The following is an 18,252-nucleotide window of genomic DNA, read 5'->3' on the forward strand; positions in this document are numbered from 1 at the left end:
TTCCTTATGTGACAAATATTACGCAGTTGGTAACATATCGGAGTAAAGTGCATAAGTGTGATAGCGGTATACATCCTAACCTGATGAATTTAATTTCATTCTTTCGTAAATTGATACGGCGTAATTTGGGTATCACACGATTGAAACCTTATGATCGTTATAGTGATTTTTTCGTATTGATTGGCGTTCAAAAACAAGCCATGTCTATAATTATGTTTAATAGGGAGATTGGTATGAAGATATTGTTAACTGGTGGTACGGGATTTATTGGTTCTGAATTGGTCAAAAGTTGGAATACTGACGATGTGACATTGTTGACACGGAGCCCCGAAAAAGCGAAGCAAAACCTAAATCACCTGAACCAGAATAACCTTCATTACATTCAATCTCTTGATGAGCTCAGTGATCTCAATGACTTTGATGTGGTGGTCAACCTCGCGGGTGAACCGATTGCCGATAAGCGTTGGAGTACAGAGCAAAAAGAGAGGATCTGTAACAGCCGCTGGCACATCACTGAAAAGCTGGTCGAATTAATTCATGCCAGTAGCAACCCACCACACGCTTTTATTAGCGGCTCAGCCGTGGGTTACTATGGCGATCAACAACAACACCCATTTGATGAATCACTACAAGTAGAAGAAGAAAGTTTTCCTCACAAAGTCTGCGCGCACTGGGAAGATATAGCCAAGAGAGCCCAATCCGATGAGACGCGTGTGATACTACTAAGAACGGGGATTGTGTTAGGTGAAAATGGCGGTGCGTTGAAGAAGATGCTAATGCCCTACAAACTCGGAGTAGGCGGACCACTTGGTTCAGGCGAACAGTACATGCCTTGGATTCACATGCTTGATATGGTGAGAGCCATCAACCACTTATTGTCAACTCCTCACGCTCAAGGGGAATTTAATATGTGTGCCCCGCACCCTGTCACCAACAAACTGTTCAGCAGTACACTCGCCAAGCAACTACGCCGACCTCATTTCTTATTCACTCCGAAATGGGCAATGTCGCTTCTGATGGGTGAATCTTCTTGTCTGCTCTTTGACAGCATTCGTTCCAAACCAAAGAAACTCACTGAAATGGGATTTATCTTTAGTTACTCAAGAATAGAACCAGCCTTAAAAAACTTGTTACAACATCAAGATTAATTCTTTACCCTAGAGCGATAAAGACTCTAATGAAGGATTAAGCGTGAACAAGTCGATTCTGATCACCGGTTGCTCAACGGGTATTGGCTATACATGTGCGCATGCACTACAAAAGCGTGGTTTCCACGTCATTGCATCGTGTCGTCATCCGCAAGATGTACAGCGTCTGCAAGATGAGGGACTGACCTGCATACAGCTCGACCTTTCTAACCGAGAAAGCATTGAACAAGCTGCACAACTTGCTATTGAGCTAGCGCCTAACGGATTATATGGTTTATTCAATAACGGCGCTTATGGTCAAGCTGGCGCGCTAGAAGACTTACCAACCCAAGGTCTCAGAGAGCAATTCGAAACCAACTTCTTTGGCTGGCATCATCTTGTTTGTCAGATACTTCCGCACATGCGCGAACGCGGCGAAGGTCGAATCGTACAAAACAGTTCCGTATTAGGCTTTGCAGCCATGAAATATCGTGGTGCTTACAACGCTTCAAAGTTCGCGCTAGAAGGCTGGACAGATACGTTACGTTTAGAACTGCATGGCAGTGGTATTAATATCTCGTTATTGCAGCCAGGTCCAATAGAAACCCAATTTAGAAATAATGCCCTGAAAGCTTTCAATAAATGGATCACCATTGCTGGCAGCGCTCATCAAGAAGCTTATCAACAACAAAAAGACCGACTCGAAAAAGAATCATCGAACAACGCTTTTGTTCTTCCGCCTGAAAGTTGTATTGAACCGGTTTATCACGCACTCACCGCCGATAAACCCAAACTCAGATACCGAGTGACGACCCCAACTAAAGTGTTCGCGGTATTGAAAAGAATTCTACCTAGTCGCTTGCTAGACCCTATTTTGAGAAAAGCTGCATAAATTACTAACTTTGCCTCAACAGTCGCAAACTTTAATGTAACGATGTAATTTTTCCGTAACAATAAGATGTCATGATTGTCCTATCTCATCAATTATTCCCAATTGATGAACCTAATCTGGATATTTCATGACTTTAAACCGCCTTAATTGGGTCGGTGTGAGTCTGGCGATTACGTTGTTTATTCTGTTTTGAGTATCTTACGCTATGCCTCACTAACCACCTCAATGATAACGCTATGCCTTCCCTGTTGAGATAACCACTCTATCAACATAGAAGCATAGCGTTTTTCTATTTTGGCTCTTTTTATTTGAGATAACCAAGTTAGATCTTGAAGTTACCAGCATCTCCCCCCATATTTGCAACGTACCCACAAAACACACCTCAAGGAACGTAAATGCAATCTCCGCATATTGTTGAACTTAATGAGCAGAACTTTCGTCAAGTATTAGAAACCTCAATGCAGACGCCTGTACTCATCCACTTTTGGGCACCAATGAGCCAAGAAAGTGCTCAGGTGATCCCTGAACTGCAAACATTAACTCAGCAATACAACGGCGCTTTTACTTTAGCTCTGTTGAATTGTGAACAAGAGCAGGCAATTGCTAGCCAATTTGGCGTACAAGCACTCCCTACTATTGCACTGTTTGTTAACGGTCAGCCTGTTGATGGTTTGGGTGGCCTACAAAGCATACAAGCGATTGTTGAAATGTTAGGAAAACACCTTCCTAGCCAAGACGAGCTCGTACTGCGTCAGGCTCTCGAGCAAATGCAAGCAGGCGATCACGCACAAGCGCTCGCAGCAATGCAACAATTGCCAATAGAGTTGACGAGCAAAGGCGAGGTAAAACTGGCAATCGCAGAATGTTTACTAGAAACGCAACAGTTTGATCTAGCTGAAACTCAGCTAGCCACCATTCCTCTAGAGTACCAAGATAATTACTATAAAGGCTTAGTCGCAAAGCTTGAGCTTCACAAGCAAGCAGCAGACAGCCCTGAAATACAAGCATTAGAAACCGCTCTTCAGCAAGACCCAAATGACGCTAAGACAGCATCTGAATTAGCATTGCAATATCACCAAGTGAATCGCAACGAAGAAGCGATGGAACTGTTGTGGTCTTTCCTTGCAAAAGATCTAAATGCTTGCAATGGTGATATGAAAAAAGAATTCATGGATATCTTAAGTGCGCTTGGACAAGGTAACCCAGTTGCCAGTAAGTACCGCCGACAGCTGTACTCTCTGCTCTACTAACTAAACCCTAAAAGCACTAAAGATAAGCATCGTATATCTCATCGAAAATTGACAATTCAATCAATTAGTTTATCGAATAATAGAATGTAAAATGGGCCATAAAATCAATATTTTATGGCCCATTTCTCATTTATAAATTTGCTCAGAATTTAAATATGAGCCAGTATCAATACTGAACTATCAAAAACTTAAACTTGCAAAGGATTTTGTATGGCTATTGATACATTGATTACTATCGGCGTCTTTACTGCCGTCGCAATATTGTTTATTTTCGCCGGAGTAAAAACGGTTCCGCAAGGCAATAACTGGACCGTAGAACGCTTCGGCCGTTATACACAAACCCTCCAACCAGGTCTGAACCTGATCATTCCATTTATCGATAAAATCGGACAACGCATCAGTATGATGGAACGTGTTCTCGACATCCCGGCACAAGAAGTCATCTCCAAAGATAATGCAAATGTGGTTATTGATGCGGTGTGTTTCGTTCAAGTGATCGACGCGCCTAAAGCGGCTTATGAGGTGAATGATCTTGAGCACGCGATTCGTAATTTAACTCTCACCAATATCCGTACTGTACTGGGCTCGATGGAACTGGATGAAATGCTCAGCCAGCGAGACATGATTAACACCAAATTATTGAATATCGTTGATGAAGCGACAAACCCTTGGGGTGTCAAAGTTACACGTATCGAAATCAAAGACGTACAGCCACCAGCAGACCTTACCGCTGCGATGAATGCTCAGATGAAAGCCGAGCGTAACAAACGTGCAGATATCCTAGAGGCAGAGGGTGTACGACAAGCTGAGATATTGAAAGCAGAAGGTCACAAGCAATCAGAAATCTTAAAAGCAGAAGGCCAAAAGCAAGCCGCGATACTTCAAGCTGAAGCTCGTGAACGGGCTGCCGAAGCTGAGGCTAAAGCGACAGAAATGGTATCAACAGCGATTGCTCAAGGTGACATGCAAGCAGTCAATTACTTTATTGCACAAGGTTACACCGACGCACTGAAGTCTATTGGCCAAGCAGAAAACGGTAAGATCATCATGCTACCGCTCGAAGCGACTGGACTAATGGGTTCTGTTGCGGGTATTGCAGAGATGTTTGCACATAAGAATGACAAGGGTAGTAAGGACTAACTTATGGTCGAATTGCTCGAACAAGTAAACTACTGGCATTGGTTAGCGTTTGGCCTAGCATTGTTAGCGCTTGAGCTAATTGGAACCGCTGGTTACTTTTTATGGATAGGCATATCTGCCATGCTGGTCGGCGCCTTATTAGGCGCACTACCAATCGGTTGGCAGATGCAATGGCTATCCTTTGCGAGCTTCTCGCTTATCACCACTTGGCTGTGGTGGAGAAGACAGCTATCTAGTGACAAGCAATCTGACTCTACTCGAGACCTTAATCAGCGAGAGAAACAACTGATTGGAAGAAAGACTCGCCTGTTAGAGCCGGTACAAAAAGGTAACTGCAGGATAAAGCTAGGGGATAGCTCATGGTCTGCGATGAGTACACATGATATTGATGCGGGAGAGGAAGTCGTGATTACTGCTGTCGATGGCATTGTTCTCACGATAAGCCCTACTAAACAATAATCAAGAAAACCCTCCGTCAAAGCCATAAGTAACCAACTTATGGCTTTTTCTCTACAAGTGAATCGATAATTGGGCAATGGCTATTTGAGTCACCAGGGCATTGTTCAACCCACTCTTTCAATGTCTTCTGAATGATCAGTAAGTCTTCAATTTTTTTATTCACTTCTTCCAATTTACTTAACGCTTTTGCTTTAACATCGGCACTTTCGCGACATGGGTTGTCGGCTAATTCAACAAGCGCACGACACTCATCAAGCGAAAAACCAGCGCTTCTCGCTTTCGCTACGATTCCGAGCTCTTTAATCTGCTTCTCACCATAAGACCGATAACCATTTTCAGAACGCAACGGTGCAGATATCACCCCTTTGTCTTCATACAAACGAATAGACTTAGGTGATAACTGCGTGAGGCTTGCAACTTCGCTTATGTTCATAATATTACTCAAGTAAATATCGCATAAAAACTATTTAGAAACCTAAGACTATTATTCAAACATCTAGGAATGCTAACTACCGAAACAAAAACATTGAAGCAATATAATGTTCGAAAATAAAGTCTGCTGTTTATGGCTATTTTACATCAAATGATGAGAGTAGCTTAGATTTTCCAACAAACCCAAACACCAACTATCAACAAGTTACTGTTTGAAATAGCAAAATAGGCATTCATTATTTTTCATAGGAAATTTTTTGATTTTTTTGATTTTTGAGAAATACCTCACATACTAATAAATATCTCTTGTTTGAAGAGATTTTTAGTGAGGTGTCATTATGAAATGTTATCTAGCGTTAATTTTTAGCTTAGTTTTAAGCTTCTCTGTATCCGCCCAAAATGTAGGAAGCACTGCATCTGGACCGATCATAAAATGTGACTTAGGAAGTAGTGTTGTAGAATATATGCCTATCGTTATATGCAAGCATAGTAATGGTAAGGTTCTACACTAACAAAAAAGGAGCCTAGGCTCCTTTCCTTTAAAACTCGATTAATTGTTTGATTATCGTTTTACGTTCTTCTTTGGAAGCTTTGTTAAACCAATATTCGAACATTTCAATCTCTTTGACATTATCACCTAAAGAATCAACAACACCATTTCGATTTGCTACAGACCAGTTAATAACGGAGTCTCTTTGTTCTGTTGGAATTTGTTCAAACCAATATTTTGACATCTCTTGAGCTTGGCTTACCGGCTCTTGCTGAAGCGCGGGAACTGCAACTACAGGTGCGGCTGCGGCTGCGGCTACATGTGCGGCTGCGGCTACAGGTGCTGCCATAACAGATTTAGCTGTTGCGTTTTTATCACCCGTATTTACGATTGCTTCGATGTAGCCAGCAGGAATAGAAAACGAAATGCTGTTCGCATTTGAAACCTGGACATCAAAAATTAGATCTTTAAAAGGTGCTTCGTTGAAGATTTCATTAGATACAGGAAATTTCACATACTGTGTTTGAGTACATATATCGCTGCATGTTTCAGCTGAAGCCGCATAAGGTTTTAATGGCACTTTACCTTCAGAACCTTGAACTAAGACAGAGCGATACTCGTTGTAATTTTTAAAGTACTGAAGCTCCATCGTTATGTATGAATCAGGTACCGTTACAGTACTGTTTTGGGTAACGTAATTTAGCTCTAAAGACGAGTTAACTAGCTGACCTTGTCTGACTTCAAGCACATCAGGAGACAACGACTCACCAACGACGATTTGATAATTTTGCTTACTCTCTATTCTTTTAACGGAATCTGTAAAATCACTATTAGAATCTAATGTTGTACATCCAATTAAGAATAAAGGAATCGATGCTAAAACTATTTTTTTCATATTAACTACCTCGAGGGTTTCCCCATAATATTATTTCGATGCCTTTTCTTTCTTAGGCTGGACCAGAAATGAATATGCGCCGACTAACAAGCCAGCGCATCTCTTTACTTAAAGCATGGTTTCAATTAGAAGCCGTACTCTAAACCAATACGTGTAACGAACGTATCTGTGTTAGCAATAGAACCTTTATCGTCAGCTTTGATATCACGCTGTGCAATACGAATGTAAGGAACAAAGCCGTTATGAACGTACATTAGCTGACCTGAGATTACGCTATCTTCATCAGCGTTTTTAACACCATCAGTTTCAGACTCTAGGTTAGCCGCGTAGCCTAGTTTGAAGCCCCAAGGGCCGTTCCAGTACTGACCGATTACAGAGTATGAAGCCTGTTCTGATTTAGCGCCGCCTTGAACATCTGACTCACCCGCTTTGTAGGCTGCAGAAATACCGAAACCTGCTGGAAGTGACGCTTCAAAACCGATTAGATAACCAAATGTATCAGCCATTTCAGCAGAAGTTGCAGCAACTGCAGGAGTTGCGCCGCCAAAGTTTACACCATCACAACCTGTAGCAACTAAACATGTACCAGCAGCAGTTCCAGCTGTTGCAGCTGTTAGTTGACGATCTGATTCTGATTCAACAGCAGCGTGGAAAGTAACCGTATCAGCTAAACGGTAGTGAGCAGCCGCGCCGTAGAAGTAGTTATCTTTAACACTTGAGTCACCACGACCTGTTGCTAGGTTGAATGTAAAACCATTCAAGTCAGCAGAATCGTATCGAGCCATATCACCATGACGGTCACGGTTGTATTTAACATCGCCGCCCCAGTCCCATACTGCGCCCAAACCTGGGTTAGCATAAGGCCAGTCAATTACTTCATACATTGGCGTCAGCATACGACCAAAACGTACTTTACCCCAGTCACCTTGCAGGCCTAAGAACGTATCACGATTACCTAGTGTCGCACCGTCACCGTTTTCACCAACGTAACCAGATTCAATTTGCATGAATACGTTCACGTTCTCGAACATGTCTTTACTTGCACGGAAACCAATTCGAGATTCATTCTCGTAATCGTATCCCGTACCTGTATCAGTTTTTACGCCGTTTTTAGTTTTTTCTGAATCGTAGTTAACAACAGAGATTGCTGCTACACCGTAAGCCTGAACGTTAAAATCTGAGATAACACCAACTTGAGAAGATTCAGATGCGAATGCACCACTTGAAATCATCGCAACTGCAGCACCAAGTAAAGTACGTTTGAAAATTTTGTTTTCCATGGAATAAAACTCCTAAAAATGGATATAGCTGTTTGAATATTTCCCGCCTAAAGTTGGCCGCCGTAGAGAGAAATACCTTTTCTTGTTTGAGAACCCTGAAACACCGAATTCTCGATTTCCTTTCTGGTTATACACAATGTGCATCCATGCCAATAAGACTAACTTCACCCCAAAAAAGATCAATGAGAACTTAATTTTCATCTAAAAAAATATGAGTTGGTGCAAATTTATCATGTACTTAGTGATCCAGATCTACTAATTGAAAAACCCGAAGGGGAAAACAACAAACTCATTAAAAAACAAAAACTTACCAAACCCTCGACCTCTTAAAAATAGATATCACTCGCATTTAACAAACAACTAGAACAACATTTCATTAATGTTGAGCGTCATCACGGTCCTAATTTCATAGTTCGTATAGGAACAAATTTCTCAACAATTAAAAAGTGATCATTTTTATATCAGAAACAAAAAAGGCACTCCCTTGAAAGGAGTGCCTTTGAGCTTTTTTTATCTGTATTTACTTACGAAGGAAGGGCTATTAGATCTTCTTCTATTCTTATTTCGATACATAAATCTTGTGCTTTGGTCAGTTTAGAGTCCACAACTTCACTAGCAAATAAGATGTCCGTTTTCTGAGATATATTACCCTTGACGTATCAAATCAAGATATTCTTGCTCCGAAATAACCTCGACACCTTTATCTCTAGCGCCATTTATCTTCGTTTCACCTACTTTTTCCCCGGCTACTAGATAAGTTGTTTTACTTGTCACTGATTTACCAACTTTTGCCCCTAGCGATTTAGCATGTTTTTCCATGTCACCGCGCTTCCCTTGTAGCATTGTTCCTGTGAAAACAATAGTTGCACCTGCTATTGGTGAAGATGAATCCTCTTGTTCTGAATGCTTAGTCGTAAGACTTAAGTTAAACCCAAGCCCATAAACTTTTAGAAACTCTTCTTTAATGTTAGCTAAACCTTCAACAATCGCTTCTGCGCTAACTGTCGCAAACCCATCTAACTTGGCAATGCTTTCTGCGGTAGCGTCAAGCAACTCTAGCAATGAGTAATGTTGAAGAAGCTTCTCGCAATTGCCTCCCCCCAAACGACTTACTCCAAATGCTGAAAGAAAACGCCAGTCTTCAATTTCAATATCTTTACTTGCCTGTAGTTGATCAGATAGGTTCTTAGATGTCTTATCACCAAACCCATACATTGCAAAGTGATGCGGTTTCAAGTCATATATTTGATGAATATGATTAACTCCGAGATTGACTAGTTTCTCGATGTTTTTAGGGCCAAATCCGTCATTGTTGCCCAAGGTTTTGAAAAAATGCACCAACGTATTTTCTGTTTGTGCAGGACAGTCACTTTTATTTGGACATACCAAGTGATCGGATTCCCAAAGAAGATGAGACTGACAGCTAGGGCATGACTCTGGTATTTGAGGCGGTGCTGGTTTTATCACTTTTTCTATTTTCGGGATCACCAAGCCGCTTCTAACAATTTGAAGTATTGCGCCTGGGCCTACGCCATTGGTTTTAACCATGTTGTAATGGTGAACCGTTACCCTACTAATAGTCGCACCACTAATTCGAGTCGGAACTAACTCAGCTACAGGAGTAACTCGACCTGTTCTGGATGTTTGAGGTGTAACACTAATAACTTCTACTTCTTCTGATTCATCGTTAATTTTGAAGGCTATTTGCCACCGATGAAACTTTCTCGTTGCCCCCATGTTTTCCTTTATAAGGGGATCTGTAGCTTCCAAAATAACGCCATCGACATCATAACCGACCGCATTCCAGATCTTATCAATGGTCTTTTCAAAATCAACGATCAAGTCCTCATGACTGCCAATCCAGTCATCAATTAGGCTAAATGGGTAGAATACGCAGGCGCCGTCCTTAATTGCCTCTAGAACTCTTTCATCAACGTTTTTTTCTGCAATTATAGCCGCTTGTATGTTTCGTGAATTTTCAAAATATTGACTTAACTTTTCTTCAAAATAAGCTTTGTCGATAACGATCTCACCAGCGCCTAAGCCTCTATCTCCATTTTTAGCCACTTTTAGGCCGCGTTCAAAAGCTCTCGATACGTCCTGACCTTTTACGCCGTCACCACGTGTGTAAAGCTTTTCTCCGTCATCAAAAGCAGCATAACCGTCAAGCTTTGGAGTCACTCTAATTTCTATAGCTTTAGTATCAAGGCCTATCTCTACAGCAGCTTTGACGATTCTATCTAACCATTTCTTAATTTCTTCTTTTGAATATGCCTTATCTGTAGACAACATCTTTTGCGGTAAAGTCACGGTTTTACCAAGGTTCATTACCTCGGACTCTACAGAAGTAATATATGGATGATTTGGACTATTTTGAGCAAATACCTCTCTAAAGGTGTCGTAAAGAGCATCTTCAATTACAGGAAAACCTGAACGATACAAAGCATTCGCAACCTTCAGTAAACCTAGAAGTTCATCTTCACTCAGCTCATCAATACTTCCATTGCTAATTGCAACTTCTAACGTATTTAAATCAACATCTACTTCCAGATCTCGAATTGTGGAGAGTTGATTATTGTTAAACTTAAATTCTGTCATTATCTACTACCAATCGGTTCTTTGTTCTGTTGTAGAAATTAGCCCAACATCACATGCTAATTTCTAGGGATGGATCAACTTAGTAAGTAAAGCTTTCTCTGTCGTGATTGAAACATCAAAAAGGGCTCCCTTAGGAGCCCTTTTTATAAATATAGATTATTTACAAGGCTAAACAATGCAGCTAAGCATTCGCAGCCGTCATAAAGTCACGGATTTGCTTGCGGTAGTCGGACAAACGATTTGGCGTCATTAAATTACGTGACTCATCCAATACGTTTCCGCCCATATCATCGGCAATTTTCTGTGCAGCACTCAGCATCACATTGAAGTTTTGATCAGCTTGACCATAACAAGGCAGCGTCATAAAGAACGAAATACCTTTGGTGGTAAAGTCAGCAGAATCGTCATGTTCTAGTGTTCCTGGCTGCATCATATTTGCTACGCTGAAAATAACTTTTGGCTCATCGCTCGCTTGTGCAAAGCAGTGATAAATAGACATTTCACCATAAGCTAGGCCGTTGTTCTCCATGCTACGGAAAAGTTCAGTACCCACAAATGGGATCTCCCCAGCACAGTGAACATTAAGAACAATGACCTCAAGGCCAAGATCTTCATTTGAATGAGCTTTTTCATCTAACTTACTTTCGTCAGCTAAATTAACTTCGTCACCAAACTGAGCTTCTTCTGCTAAGTTAGCATCTTTATCTAACTTAGTTTCTTCAACCGAAGTAACACTTTGTGCAGCAACCACTTCTTTCCCAATAAATGGTTCGCTTGGCGTTAAGCCTTCGTTAGAAAGCAGTGGATCAGCGACCGCATCAGAGGCTTCTTCAAACGAACCGTACTGCTCTTTAAAGCCTGCGTGATTTTGTTTTTGCTCGTCAGTCAATTCAAAGTTAGGAACTTCAGGTTCAACAACCTTCTCTTCCTCAACCTGTTCAAGCTCATCTTTAACTTCGATCGGGTCTTCAACACTGAAAGAAGGAAGATCATTCAATTCTATTTCGTCTTCGTGAGCTTCTTTTTGCTGCGGCGCTGACAATGGGTCTGAGTCAATCAGCGGATCAGTTGCAGACGGTGAGACAGCAAAATCCGGTTCTTTACGCTCTTTTCGGATTATCTCAAAATCATCCTCAGGAGCGAATGAACGGTTTGGGATCGTTTCAGCTTCATCTAAGCTGTCGTTATCAAGCTTACCAAGCGGCTTATCTCCAAACTTTGCTTTCCCTTCTTTCTTACTCGTCCATAGACCATGGAACAATAATGCGGCGATAGCTAATGCGCCAACAATAATGAGTACAAATCGCAATTCCTGCATTTTTCGCTCTCAGCTTTCTTAGTCAACTAGCTATAAACACGCTGTCACTAAGTTAGGTTAATTTGGCTAATCTCACTACTCTATCAAAAGTAGCCACTGTTTTAGAACCACTTAATACAATTAGTTCATTACTTGGTGTGATTTTCACCACGCTTTTTTTCTTAATTTCGGTCGAGTACACTAGAGATGTTTGCTATTTAACCAAATTCACATGTGACCCAATTTAAATATGACTATTGAATCTGTTCCTCGCTCTGGCTTTGGCTATTTTATTTTCGGAATAAAAATTGCCTTATCGCCGAGTATCCGTAAGTTTGTACTGCTTCCTCTTATCGCTAACGTGTTACTCGTGGGCGGTGCTTTATTTTATATTTTCTCCAACTTAAACACTTGGATTGAAGGCTGGATTGGTGCATTGCCAAGTTTCTTGTCGTGGTTGTCATATATCCTATGGCCACTACTTGTGTTAACCGTTTTGGCCACGTTTTCGTATTTCTTCAGTACACTCGCTAACTTTATTGCCGCACCTTTCAACGGATTACTCGCGGAAAAAGTCGAAGAACTGCTGAGTGGTAAAAAAGTCAATGATGATGGTTTACTGGATGTACTTAAAGACACTCCTCGTATTTTAGCAAGAGAATGGCGCAAGCTTGTCTATATCCTGCCAAAAGCGAGCGGTTTGTTCCTACTTTTGTTAATTCCAGCGCTAGGACAAACTGTTGCACCGTTTTTATGGTTCATTTTCACTGCATGGATGTTAGCTATTCAGTACGCTGACTACCCGTTCGACAACCATAAAATCAAGTTCGATGACATGAGAAATAATTTGAAACAAAAGCAAGGTAAGAGCTACAGCTTCGGCGCACTTGTTTCCGTGTTTACTACCATTCCAGTTTTAAACCTGATTGTGATGCCAGTTGCCGTCTGCGGCGCTACTGCAATGTGGGTTGCAGAGTTTAAAGACCAAGCTCTACGCTCTCGTCTATAGCTATCGTTTTACAGCCTGCTCTAACAACGCCTATCTTTTTGAAGTTCTGATTTCAATAAAGATAGGCGTGAATCCTGCGACATCTCTATATGATATAACTTTTTAATCCTTTTACCTTTTTTTCAACTTGTTTAATCTAAATTCAAGCTAAACAAACATCGAAAGACACTAGACGGTAAATTGGTAGATATACTACGTTTAGTTCTGTCATTAAATGAAGGAATATCGCATGAGCAAGATCTACGAAGACAACACCCTAACGATTGGTAACACACCTCTAGTCCGCCTAAACAAAGTAAGCAAAGGTAACGTCCTAGCTAAGATCGAAGCTCGTAACCCAAGCTTCAGCGTTAAGTGTCGTATCGGTTCAAACATGATCTGGGAAGCAGAAAAAGCAGGTACGCTTAAGCCAGGTATCGAGCTTGTTGAGCCTACCAGTGGTAATACAGGTGTTGCTCTTGCATTTGTTGCTGCAGCGCGCGGTTACAAGCTAACACTAACAATGCCTGAATCAATGAGCCTAGAACGTCGTAAGCTGCTTAAAGCTCTTGGCGCAAACCTAGTGCTAACTGAAGCACCAAAAGGTATGAACGGCGCGATTGCTAAAGCTGAAGAGATTGTTGCTTCAGACCCAGACAAGTATCTACTACTGCAACAATTCAACAACCCAGCGAACCCACAAATTCACGAGCAGACAACTGGCCCTGAAATTTGGGAAGCAACAGATGGTGAGATCGATGTGTTTGTAGCCGGTGTAGGTACAGGTGGCACTATCACTGGAACAAGTCGTTACATTAAAGGTGAAAAAGGCAAAGCCATCACTTCTGTAGCTGTTGAACCAGCAGAATCTCCAGTGATTGCACAGGCACTTGCAGGTGAAGAAATCAAACCAGCACCACACAAAATCCAAGGTATTGGCGCAGGTTTCATTCCTGGCAACCTAGATTTAGACATTATTGACCGTGTAGAGTCGGTAACTTCTGAAGAAGCTATTGAGATGGCTCAACGCCTAATGAAAGAAGAAGGTATCCTAGCGGGCATCTCATCTGGTGCAGCAGTAGTAGCAGCAAACAGAATTTCGGAACTGCCTGAATTTGCAGGGAAAACTATCGTTACTGTACTACCAAGCTCGGGCGAACGTTACCTTAGTACGGCCCTATTTGCTGGTATCTTTACGGAAAAAGAGAACCAACAATAATATGTGGTCAAATCAATTTTTCGTCCAAAAAAGCCCCATTTAGGGGCTTTTTTGTTGATCCCTGCCTCACCTTTGGTAATATCGGGTCTGTTTTATTTTTCGCTTCAAAATAAAAGAAGCAATAAACAAATTCTGAAAGTCATGAGTACTCAACAAAAGACGACCATGGCTGGATAAAAATTTATAACCAGTCTAAGTTCTAACACGAACATGGCGTACTAGCCTCTAGCGCATTTGAGCTAAAGCAGTTAAGCTAAATCTGGTTACAAACTTACAAAAAATAAATTAATTGGGGTATATAAAATGTACGAGAAGCAAGTAGAAATCACAGCAGAAAACGGTCTTCACACTCGTCCAGCTGCACAGTTTGTTAAAGAAGCAAAATCTTTCGACGCTGACATCACAGTGACTTCTAACGGCAAAAGCGCTAGCGCGAAAAGCCTGTTCAAACTACAAACTTTAGGCCTAGTAAAAGGTACTAACGTTACTATTTCAGCTGAAGGCCCTCAAGCTCAGCAAGCTGTAGACCACCTAGTTGCTCTTATGGATCAACTACACTAATACGGTCTCCTTCTTTCAAAGCCATTTTGCACAGCAAAGTGGCTTTGTTCGAAATAGATAGCAATTCGAATTAGATAGCAATAAGCGCGACATTAGTCGACGACTTAAAGTCACACATTCTCCCGTTTACAGTTGAACAACTAAGGTAAGGCTATGATTTCAGGCATCCTAGCATCTCCTGGTATTGCTTTCGGTAAAGCACTACTACTTCAAGAAGATGAAATTGTCCTAAACACTCAATCTATCTCAGACGATCAAGTTGAAGCAGAAGTTCAGCGTTTTTTTGACGCTCGTAACAAATCTTCTCAACAACTTGAAGTTGTAAAGCAAAAAGCACTTGAAACTTTTGGCGAAGAAAAAGAAGCAATCTTTGAAGGCCACATCATGCTGCTTGAAGATGAAGAGCTAGAAGAAGAGATTTTAGCACTCATCAAGAAAGACAAAATGCACGCAGACAACGCGATCTACACAGTGATCGAAGAGCAAGCTGTTGCACTTGAGTCGCTTGATGATGAGTACCTAAAAGAACGTGCGACTGATATCCGTGATATCGGTACTCGCTTCGTTAAAAATGCACTAGGCATCAACATTGTATCTCTAGCAGATATCAATGAAGAAGTTATCCTAGTTGCTTACGATTTAACGCCATCTGAAACGGCACAAATCAACCTAGACTACGTTCTTGGTTTTGCTTGTGACATCGGCGGTCGTACATCTCATACTTCAATCATGGCACGTTCACTTGAGCTTCCAGCTATCGTTGGTACTAACGATATCACTAAGCAAGTTAAAAACGGCGACATGCTTGTGCTAGACGCGATGAACAACAAGATCATCATCAACCCTTCTGACGCTGAATTAGCAGAAGCTAAGAAAATCAAATCTGATTTCGAAGCAGAAGCAGTTGAACTAGCAAAACTAAAAGACTTACATGCTGAAACTCTAGACGGTCACCGTGTAGAAGTTTGTGGCAACATCGGTACAGTAAAAGACTGTGACGGTATTCTGCGTAACGGCGGTGAAGGCGTTGGTCTGTACCGTACTGAATTCCTATTCATGGACCGTACTGCACTTCCTACTGAAGAAGAGCAATACGTTGCTTACAAAGAAGTAGCGGAAGCAATGGAAGGCGAGTCAGTGATTATCCGTACTATGGATATCGGTGGCGATAAAGACCTACCATACATGGACCTTCCACAAGAAATGAACCCTTTCCTAGGCTGGCGTGCAGTACGTATCAGCTTGGATCGTCGTGAAATTCTACGTGACCAACTACGTGGTATCCTACGTGCATCTGCACACGGTAAACTACGCATCATGTTCCCAATGATCATTTCTGTTGAAGAGATCCGTGAACTGAAAAAAGCAATCGAAGAGTACAAAGTTGAACTTCGCGCTGAAGGCCTAGCTTTCGATGAAGAAATCGAAATCGGCGTAATGGTTGAGACTCCAGCAGCAGCTGCAATCGCACACCACCTAGCGAAAGAAGTATCTTTCTTCTCTATCGGTACTAACGACCTAACGCAATATACTCTTGCGGTAGACCGTGGTAACGAAATGATTTCTCACCTATACAACCCACTATCTCCAGCGGTTCTTCTTGTTATCAAGCAAGTAATCGATGCTTCTCACAAAGAAGGTAAATGGACAGGTATGTGTGGCGAACTAGCAGGTGATGAGCGTGCAACTCTACTTCTTCTTGGTATGGGTCTAGATGAGTTCTCTATGAGCGGTATCTCTATCCCTAAAGTTAAGAAAGTAATCCGTAACTCTAACTTCGCTGAAGTTAAAGCTATGGCTGACGAAGCACTATCTCTACCTACAGCTGCAGAAATTGAAGCTTGTGTAGAAAAGTTCATCGCTGAGAAAACTCAGTAATCACCAAGAGCTTAATGAAGTTAGACGGCTAAAAATAGTCGTCTAATTTGTTAGATTGGTATAGTATATTCTACAGAATAAAACTAAACGTTAGGAGCATGACACAATGGGTCTGTTTGACAAACTGAAAAAGCTTGTATCTGATGACAGCGCTGATGCTGGTGCAATCGAAATCATCGCACCTCTTTCTGGTGAAATCGTAAACATCGAAGACGTGCCAGATGTAGTTTTCGCTGAAAAAATCGTTGGTGATGGCATTGCTATCAAACCAGCTGGCGATAAAATGGTAGCTCCAGTTAACGGTACTATCGGTAAAATCTTCGAAACTAACCACGCATTCTCTATCGAGTCTGACGACGGTATTGAGCTTTTCGTTCACTTCGGTATCGATACTGTTGAACTTAAAGGCGAAGGCTTCACTCGTGTAGCTGAAGAAGGTCAATCTGTTAAAGCTGGTGACACAATCATCACTTTCGACCTTGCACTTCTAGAAGAGAAAGCAAAATCTACGCTTACTCCAGTTGTTATCTCTAACATGGACGAAATCAAGGAGCTGAACAAGCTTTCTGGTTCTGTAACTGTTGGCGAAACTCCAGTTCTTAAAGTAACTAAGTAATCCCGATTACTTATCTGCTTTAATTAAAACGCTACCTAAGGGTGGCGTTTTTTGTGTCTGCTATATTTGTCGAGTTCCTTAACCGACGGTTCTGACTGCCGCTCTCACCTCATTGTAGACAGCCCCTCAATAAGCCACAGCAATACCATTCCTTAATTGCCAACTAACCGCCCTACTTTGTTATTAAATCAAGTTAAACGCCAACCTAGGCGCTGAACCTACATGTTAGATCATGCGATATGACTTCAAGCAGACAACAGCTCTCTGATATCTCGCTCAGCTCGATTTTGAGATGACGAATGTTGAGCACATTGCTTATTCCTGGTTATTCACCTATGTGAAAGGCAGTTAGCGCTATCTCGTTTATTATCTTTCGACCACAACAAGAGCCTAATGTCTAATCCGAATCAAGCCTAAAAGCAGATTCCTGATACCTCGCTCTGTTCGGTTCTGGAATGACGAAAGGCTGCTTCAATGCAATAGATGATGGAAGTATCATTTCCCGATCCCGTCATTCTCTACAGCGAGAGACGAGCGTGATAGGGAATCGCGCTTTTGCTCCTTTCAGCATTACGCCACTTTTCCAAATATACCTTCGCTAAATAACAGGCAATAAAAAACCCAGCCGAAGCTGGGTCTGTTTAGCGCTCATCTCTCACCACGAGCTAATTTGTGGAAGCCTAACGTTGACGCTTGTGATCAACAACGCTTAAAGTCAACGTGGCCTTTCAACCGATTAACCTAGTAGGCTAAGTGCTGAGTTTGGAGCTTGTTTCGCTTGCGCAAGAATTGAACTTGAAGCCTGTGAAAGAATCTGAGACTTAGTCATATTAGTCGTTTCTTTCGCGAAATCGGTATCTTTGATACGACTCTTAGATGCATTAACGTTCTCGTTGATGTTATCTAAGTTGTTAATTGCGTGGTCAAAACGGTTTTGGAATGCACCAAGCTCAGAACGGTGGCTATCTACATATTTAAGTGCCGCATCGATAACAGCTACAGATTCTTGAGCACCACCAACAGACGTTACGTCGATAGTATCAACCGTTACTTGCTTACCTGGCTGCATGCCTAACTCACCAGATAGACCACCAGAGAATGAGATAGCGCCATCAACTTTGTTGTTGCCA

At 41.7% G+C, this 18,252-nt stretch carries 16 protein-coding genes and 1 pseudogene; 10 read left to right on the top strand and 7 right to left on the bottom strand.

What is annotated here, in order from left to right:
- The first annotated feature begins 233 nt into the window (after positions 1 to 233).
- From ACED42_RS17345 to ACED42_RS17365, 5 genes are all read left to right on the top strand, one after another.
- Entirely contained in the window at positions 234 to 1,148 is a 915-nt protein-coding gene (locus ACED42_RS17345) for a TIGR01777 family oxidoreductase (protein WP_371703537.1), read from the top strand.
- A gap of 43 nt (positions 1,149 to 1,191) precedes the next feature.
- Complete coding sequence (locus ACED42_RS17350) at positions 1,192 to 2,019, top strand: SDR family oxidoreductase (RefSeq protein WP_371703538.1); 828 nt, start codon at positions 1,192 to 1,194, stop codon at positions 2,017 to 2,019.
- 395 nt (positions 2,020 to 2,414) lie between these two features.
- Positions 2,415 to 3,269 (top strand): co-chaperone YbbN, encoded by an 855-nt coding sequence (locus ACED42_RS17355; protein WP_371703540.1) that lies wholly within the window; start codon positions 2,415 to 2,417, stop codon positions 3,267 to 3,269.
- 210 nt (positions 3,270 to 3,479) lie between these two features.
- Positions 3,480 to 4,409, top strand: a complete 930-nt coding sequence (locus ACED42_RS17360) for an SPFH domain-containing protein (protein ID WP_009847354.1) — start codon at positions 3,480 to 3,482, stop codon at positions 4,407 to 4,409.
- 3 nt (positions 4,410 to 4,412) lie between these two features.
- Positions 4,413 to 4,868 carry an NfeD family protein gene (locus ACED42_RS17365; RefSeq protein ID WP_009847355.1) on the top strand — a complete coding sequence of 152 codons (456 nt, stop codon included), beginning with the start codon at positions 4,413 to 4,415 and terminating at the stop codon, positions 4,866 to 4,868.
- 37 nt (positions 4,869 to 4,905) lie between these two features.
- On the opposite strand, the gene cueR is transcribed toward ACED42_RS17365, so the two are convergent.
- The 6 genes and pseudogenes from cueR to zipA all read right to left on the bottom strand — a co-directional run bounded on the left by cueR (position 4,906) and on the right by zipA (position 11,881).
- Positions 4,906 to 5,301, bottom strand: coding sequence for a Cu(I)-responsive transcriptional regulator (gene cueR / locus ACED42_RS17370; RefSeq protein ID WP_009847356.1), 396 nt, complete (start codon positions 5,299 to 5,301; stop codon positions 4,906 to 4,908).
- A gap of 538 nt (positions 5,302 to 5,839) precedes the next feature.
- Positions 5,840 to 6,685 carry a DUF2057 domain-containing protein gene (locus ACED42_RS17375; protein ID WP_371703542.1) on the bottom strand — a complete coding sequence of 282 codons (846 nt, stop codon included), beginning with the start codon at positions 6,683 to 6,685 and terminating at the stop codon, positions 5,840 to 5,842.
- Between the two features lie 125 nt (positions 6,686 to 6,810).
- Complete coding sequence (locus tag ACED42_RS17380) at positions 6,811 to 7,965, bottom strand: porin (RefSeq protein ID WP_009847358.1); 1,155 nt, start codon at positions 7,963 to 7,965, stop codon at positions 6,811 to 6,813.
- A gap of 524 nt (positions 7,966 to 8,489) precedes the next feature.
- Positions 8,490 to 8,621 (bottom strand): annotated as a pseudogene (locus tag ACED42_RS17385) (DNA ligase); the annotation flags it as partial.
- Complete coding sequence (locus ACED42_RS17390) at positions 8,611 to 10,563, bottom strand: BRCT domain-containing protein (RefSeq protein WP_102579954.1); 1,953 nt, start codon at positions 10,561 to 10,563, stop codon at positions 8,611 to 8,613. The gene ACED42_RS17390 and the pseudogene ACED42_RS17385, both read right to left, overlap by 11 nt.
- 181 nt (positions 10,564 to 10,744) lie before the next feature.
- Complete coding sequence (gene zipA, locus ACED42_RS17395; protein WP_371703543.1) at positions 10,745 to 11,881, bottom strand: cell division protein ZipA; 1,137 nt, start codon at positions 11,879 to 11,881, stop codon at positions 10,745 to 10,747.
- 229 nt (positions 11,882 to 12,110) lie between these two features.
- Between zipA and cysZ the strand changes: the two genes are divergently transcribed.
- The 5 genes from cysZ (at position 12,111) to crr (ending at position 17,122) form a co-directional block, all read left to right on the top strand.
- Positions 12,111 to 12,869, top strand: a complete 759-nt coding sequence (gene cysZ, locus ACED42_RS17400) for a sulfate transporter CysZ (protein ID WP_371703545.1) — start codon at positions 12,111 to 12,113, stop codon at positions 12,867 to 12,869.
- Positions 12,870 to 13,098: 229 nt separating this feature from the next.
- Positions 13,099 to 14,067 (top strand): cysteine synthase A, encoded by a 969-nt coding sequence (gene cysK, locus ACED42_RS17405; protein WP_012604562.1) that lies wholly within the window; start codon positions 13,099 to 13,101, stop codon positions 14,065 to 14,067.
- A gap of 303 nt (positions 14,068 to 14,370) precedes the next feature.
- Positions 14,371 to 14,628, top strand: coding sequence for an HPr family phosphocarrier protein (locus ACED42_RS17410; RefSeq protein WP_004734263.1), 258 nt, complete (start codon positions 14,371 to 14,373; stop codon positions 14,626 to 14,628).
- A 153-nt stretch (positions 14,629 to 14,781) separates the two neighbouring features.
- Entirely contained in the window at positions 14,782 to 16,506 is a 1,725-nt protein-coding gene (gene ptsI / locus ACED42_RS17415) for a phosphoenolpyruvate-protein phosphotransferase PtsI (protein ID WP_009847363.1), read from the top strand.
- A 106-nt stretch (positions 16,507 to 16,612) separates the two neighbouring features.
- Entirely contained in the window at positions 16,613 to 17,122 is a 510-nt protein-coding gene (crr, locus tag ACED42_RS17420; RefSeq protein ID WP_009847364.1) for a PTS glucose transporter subunit IIA, read from the top strand.
- Between the two features lie 736 nt (positions 17,123 to 17,858).
- Here crr and ACED42_RS17425 read toward each other — a convergent pair.
- The coding region (locus ACED42_RS17425; protein ID WP_371692853.1) for a flagellin at positions 17,859 to 18,252 on the bottom strand (394 nt) is incomplete at its 5' end.

The sequence above is a fragment of the Vibrio sp. FF145 genome (assembly GCF_041439075.1).
Classification (GTDB): domain Bacteria; phylum Pseudomonadota; class Gammaproteobacteria; order Enterobacterales; family Vibrionaceae; genus Vibrio; species Vibrio tasmaniensis_A.

Coding starts and splice junctions, on each gene's coding strand:
- ACED42_RS17345 (WP_371703537.1), top strand. CDS start 234: ATGAAGATATTGTTAACTGGTGGTACGGGATTTATTGGTTCTGAATTG.
- ACED42_RS17355 (WP_371703540.1), top strand. CDS start 2,415: ATGCAATCTCCGCATATTGTTGAACTTAATGAGCAGAACTTTCGTCAA.
- ACED42_RS17360 (WP_009847354.1), top strand. CDS start 3,480: ATGGCTATTGATACATTGATTACTATCGGCGTCTTTACTGCCGTCGCA.
- ACED42_RS17365 (WP_009847355.1), top strand. CDS start 4,413: ATGGTCGAATTGCTCGAACAAGTAAACTACTGGCATTGGTTAGCGTTT.
- cueR (WP_009847356.1), bottom strand. CDS start 5,301: ATGAACATAAGCGAAGTTGCAAGCCTCACGCAGTTATCACCTAAGTCT.
- ACED42_RS17375 (WP_371703542.1), bottom strand. CDS start 6,685: ATGAAAAAAATAGTTTTAGCATCGATTCCTTTATTCTTAATTGGATGT.
- ACED42_RS17380 (WP_009847358.1), bottom strand. CDS start 7,965: ATGGAAAACAAAATTTTCAAACGTACTTTACTTGGTGCTGCAGTTGCG.
- ACED42_RS17390 (WP_102579954.1), bottom strand. CDS start 10,563: ATGACAGAATTTAAGTTTAACAATAATCAACTCTCCACAATTCGAGAT.
- zipA (WP_371703543.1), bottom strand. CDS start 11,881: ATGCAGGAATTGCGATTTGTACTCATTATTGTTGGCGCATTAGCTATC.
- cysZ (WP_371703545.1), top strand. CDS start 12,111: ATGACTATTGAATCTGTTCCTCGCTCTGGCTTTGGCTATTTTATTTTC.
- cysK (WP_012604562.1), top strand. CDS start 13,099: ATGAGCAAGATCTACGAAGACAACACCCTAACGATTGGTAACACACCT.
- ACED42_RS17410 (WP_004734263.1), top strand. CDS start 14,371: ATGTACGAGAAGCAAGTAGAAATCACAGCAGAAAACGGTCTTCACACT.
- ptsI (WP_009847363.1), top strand. CDS start 14,782: ATGATTTCAGGCATCCTAGCATCTCCTGGTATTGCTTTCGGTAAAGCA.
- crr (WP_009847364.1), top strand. CDS start 16,613: ATGGGTCTGTTTGACAAACTGAAAAAGCTTGTATCTGATGACAGCGCT.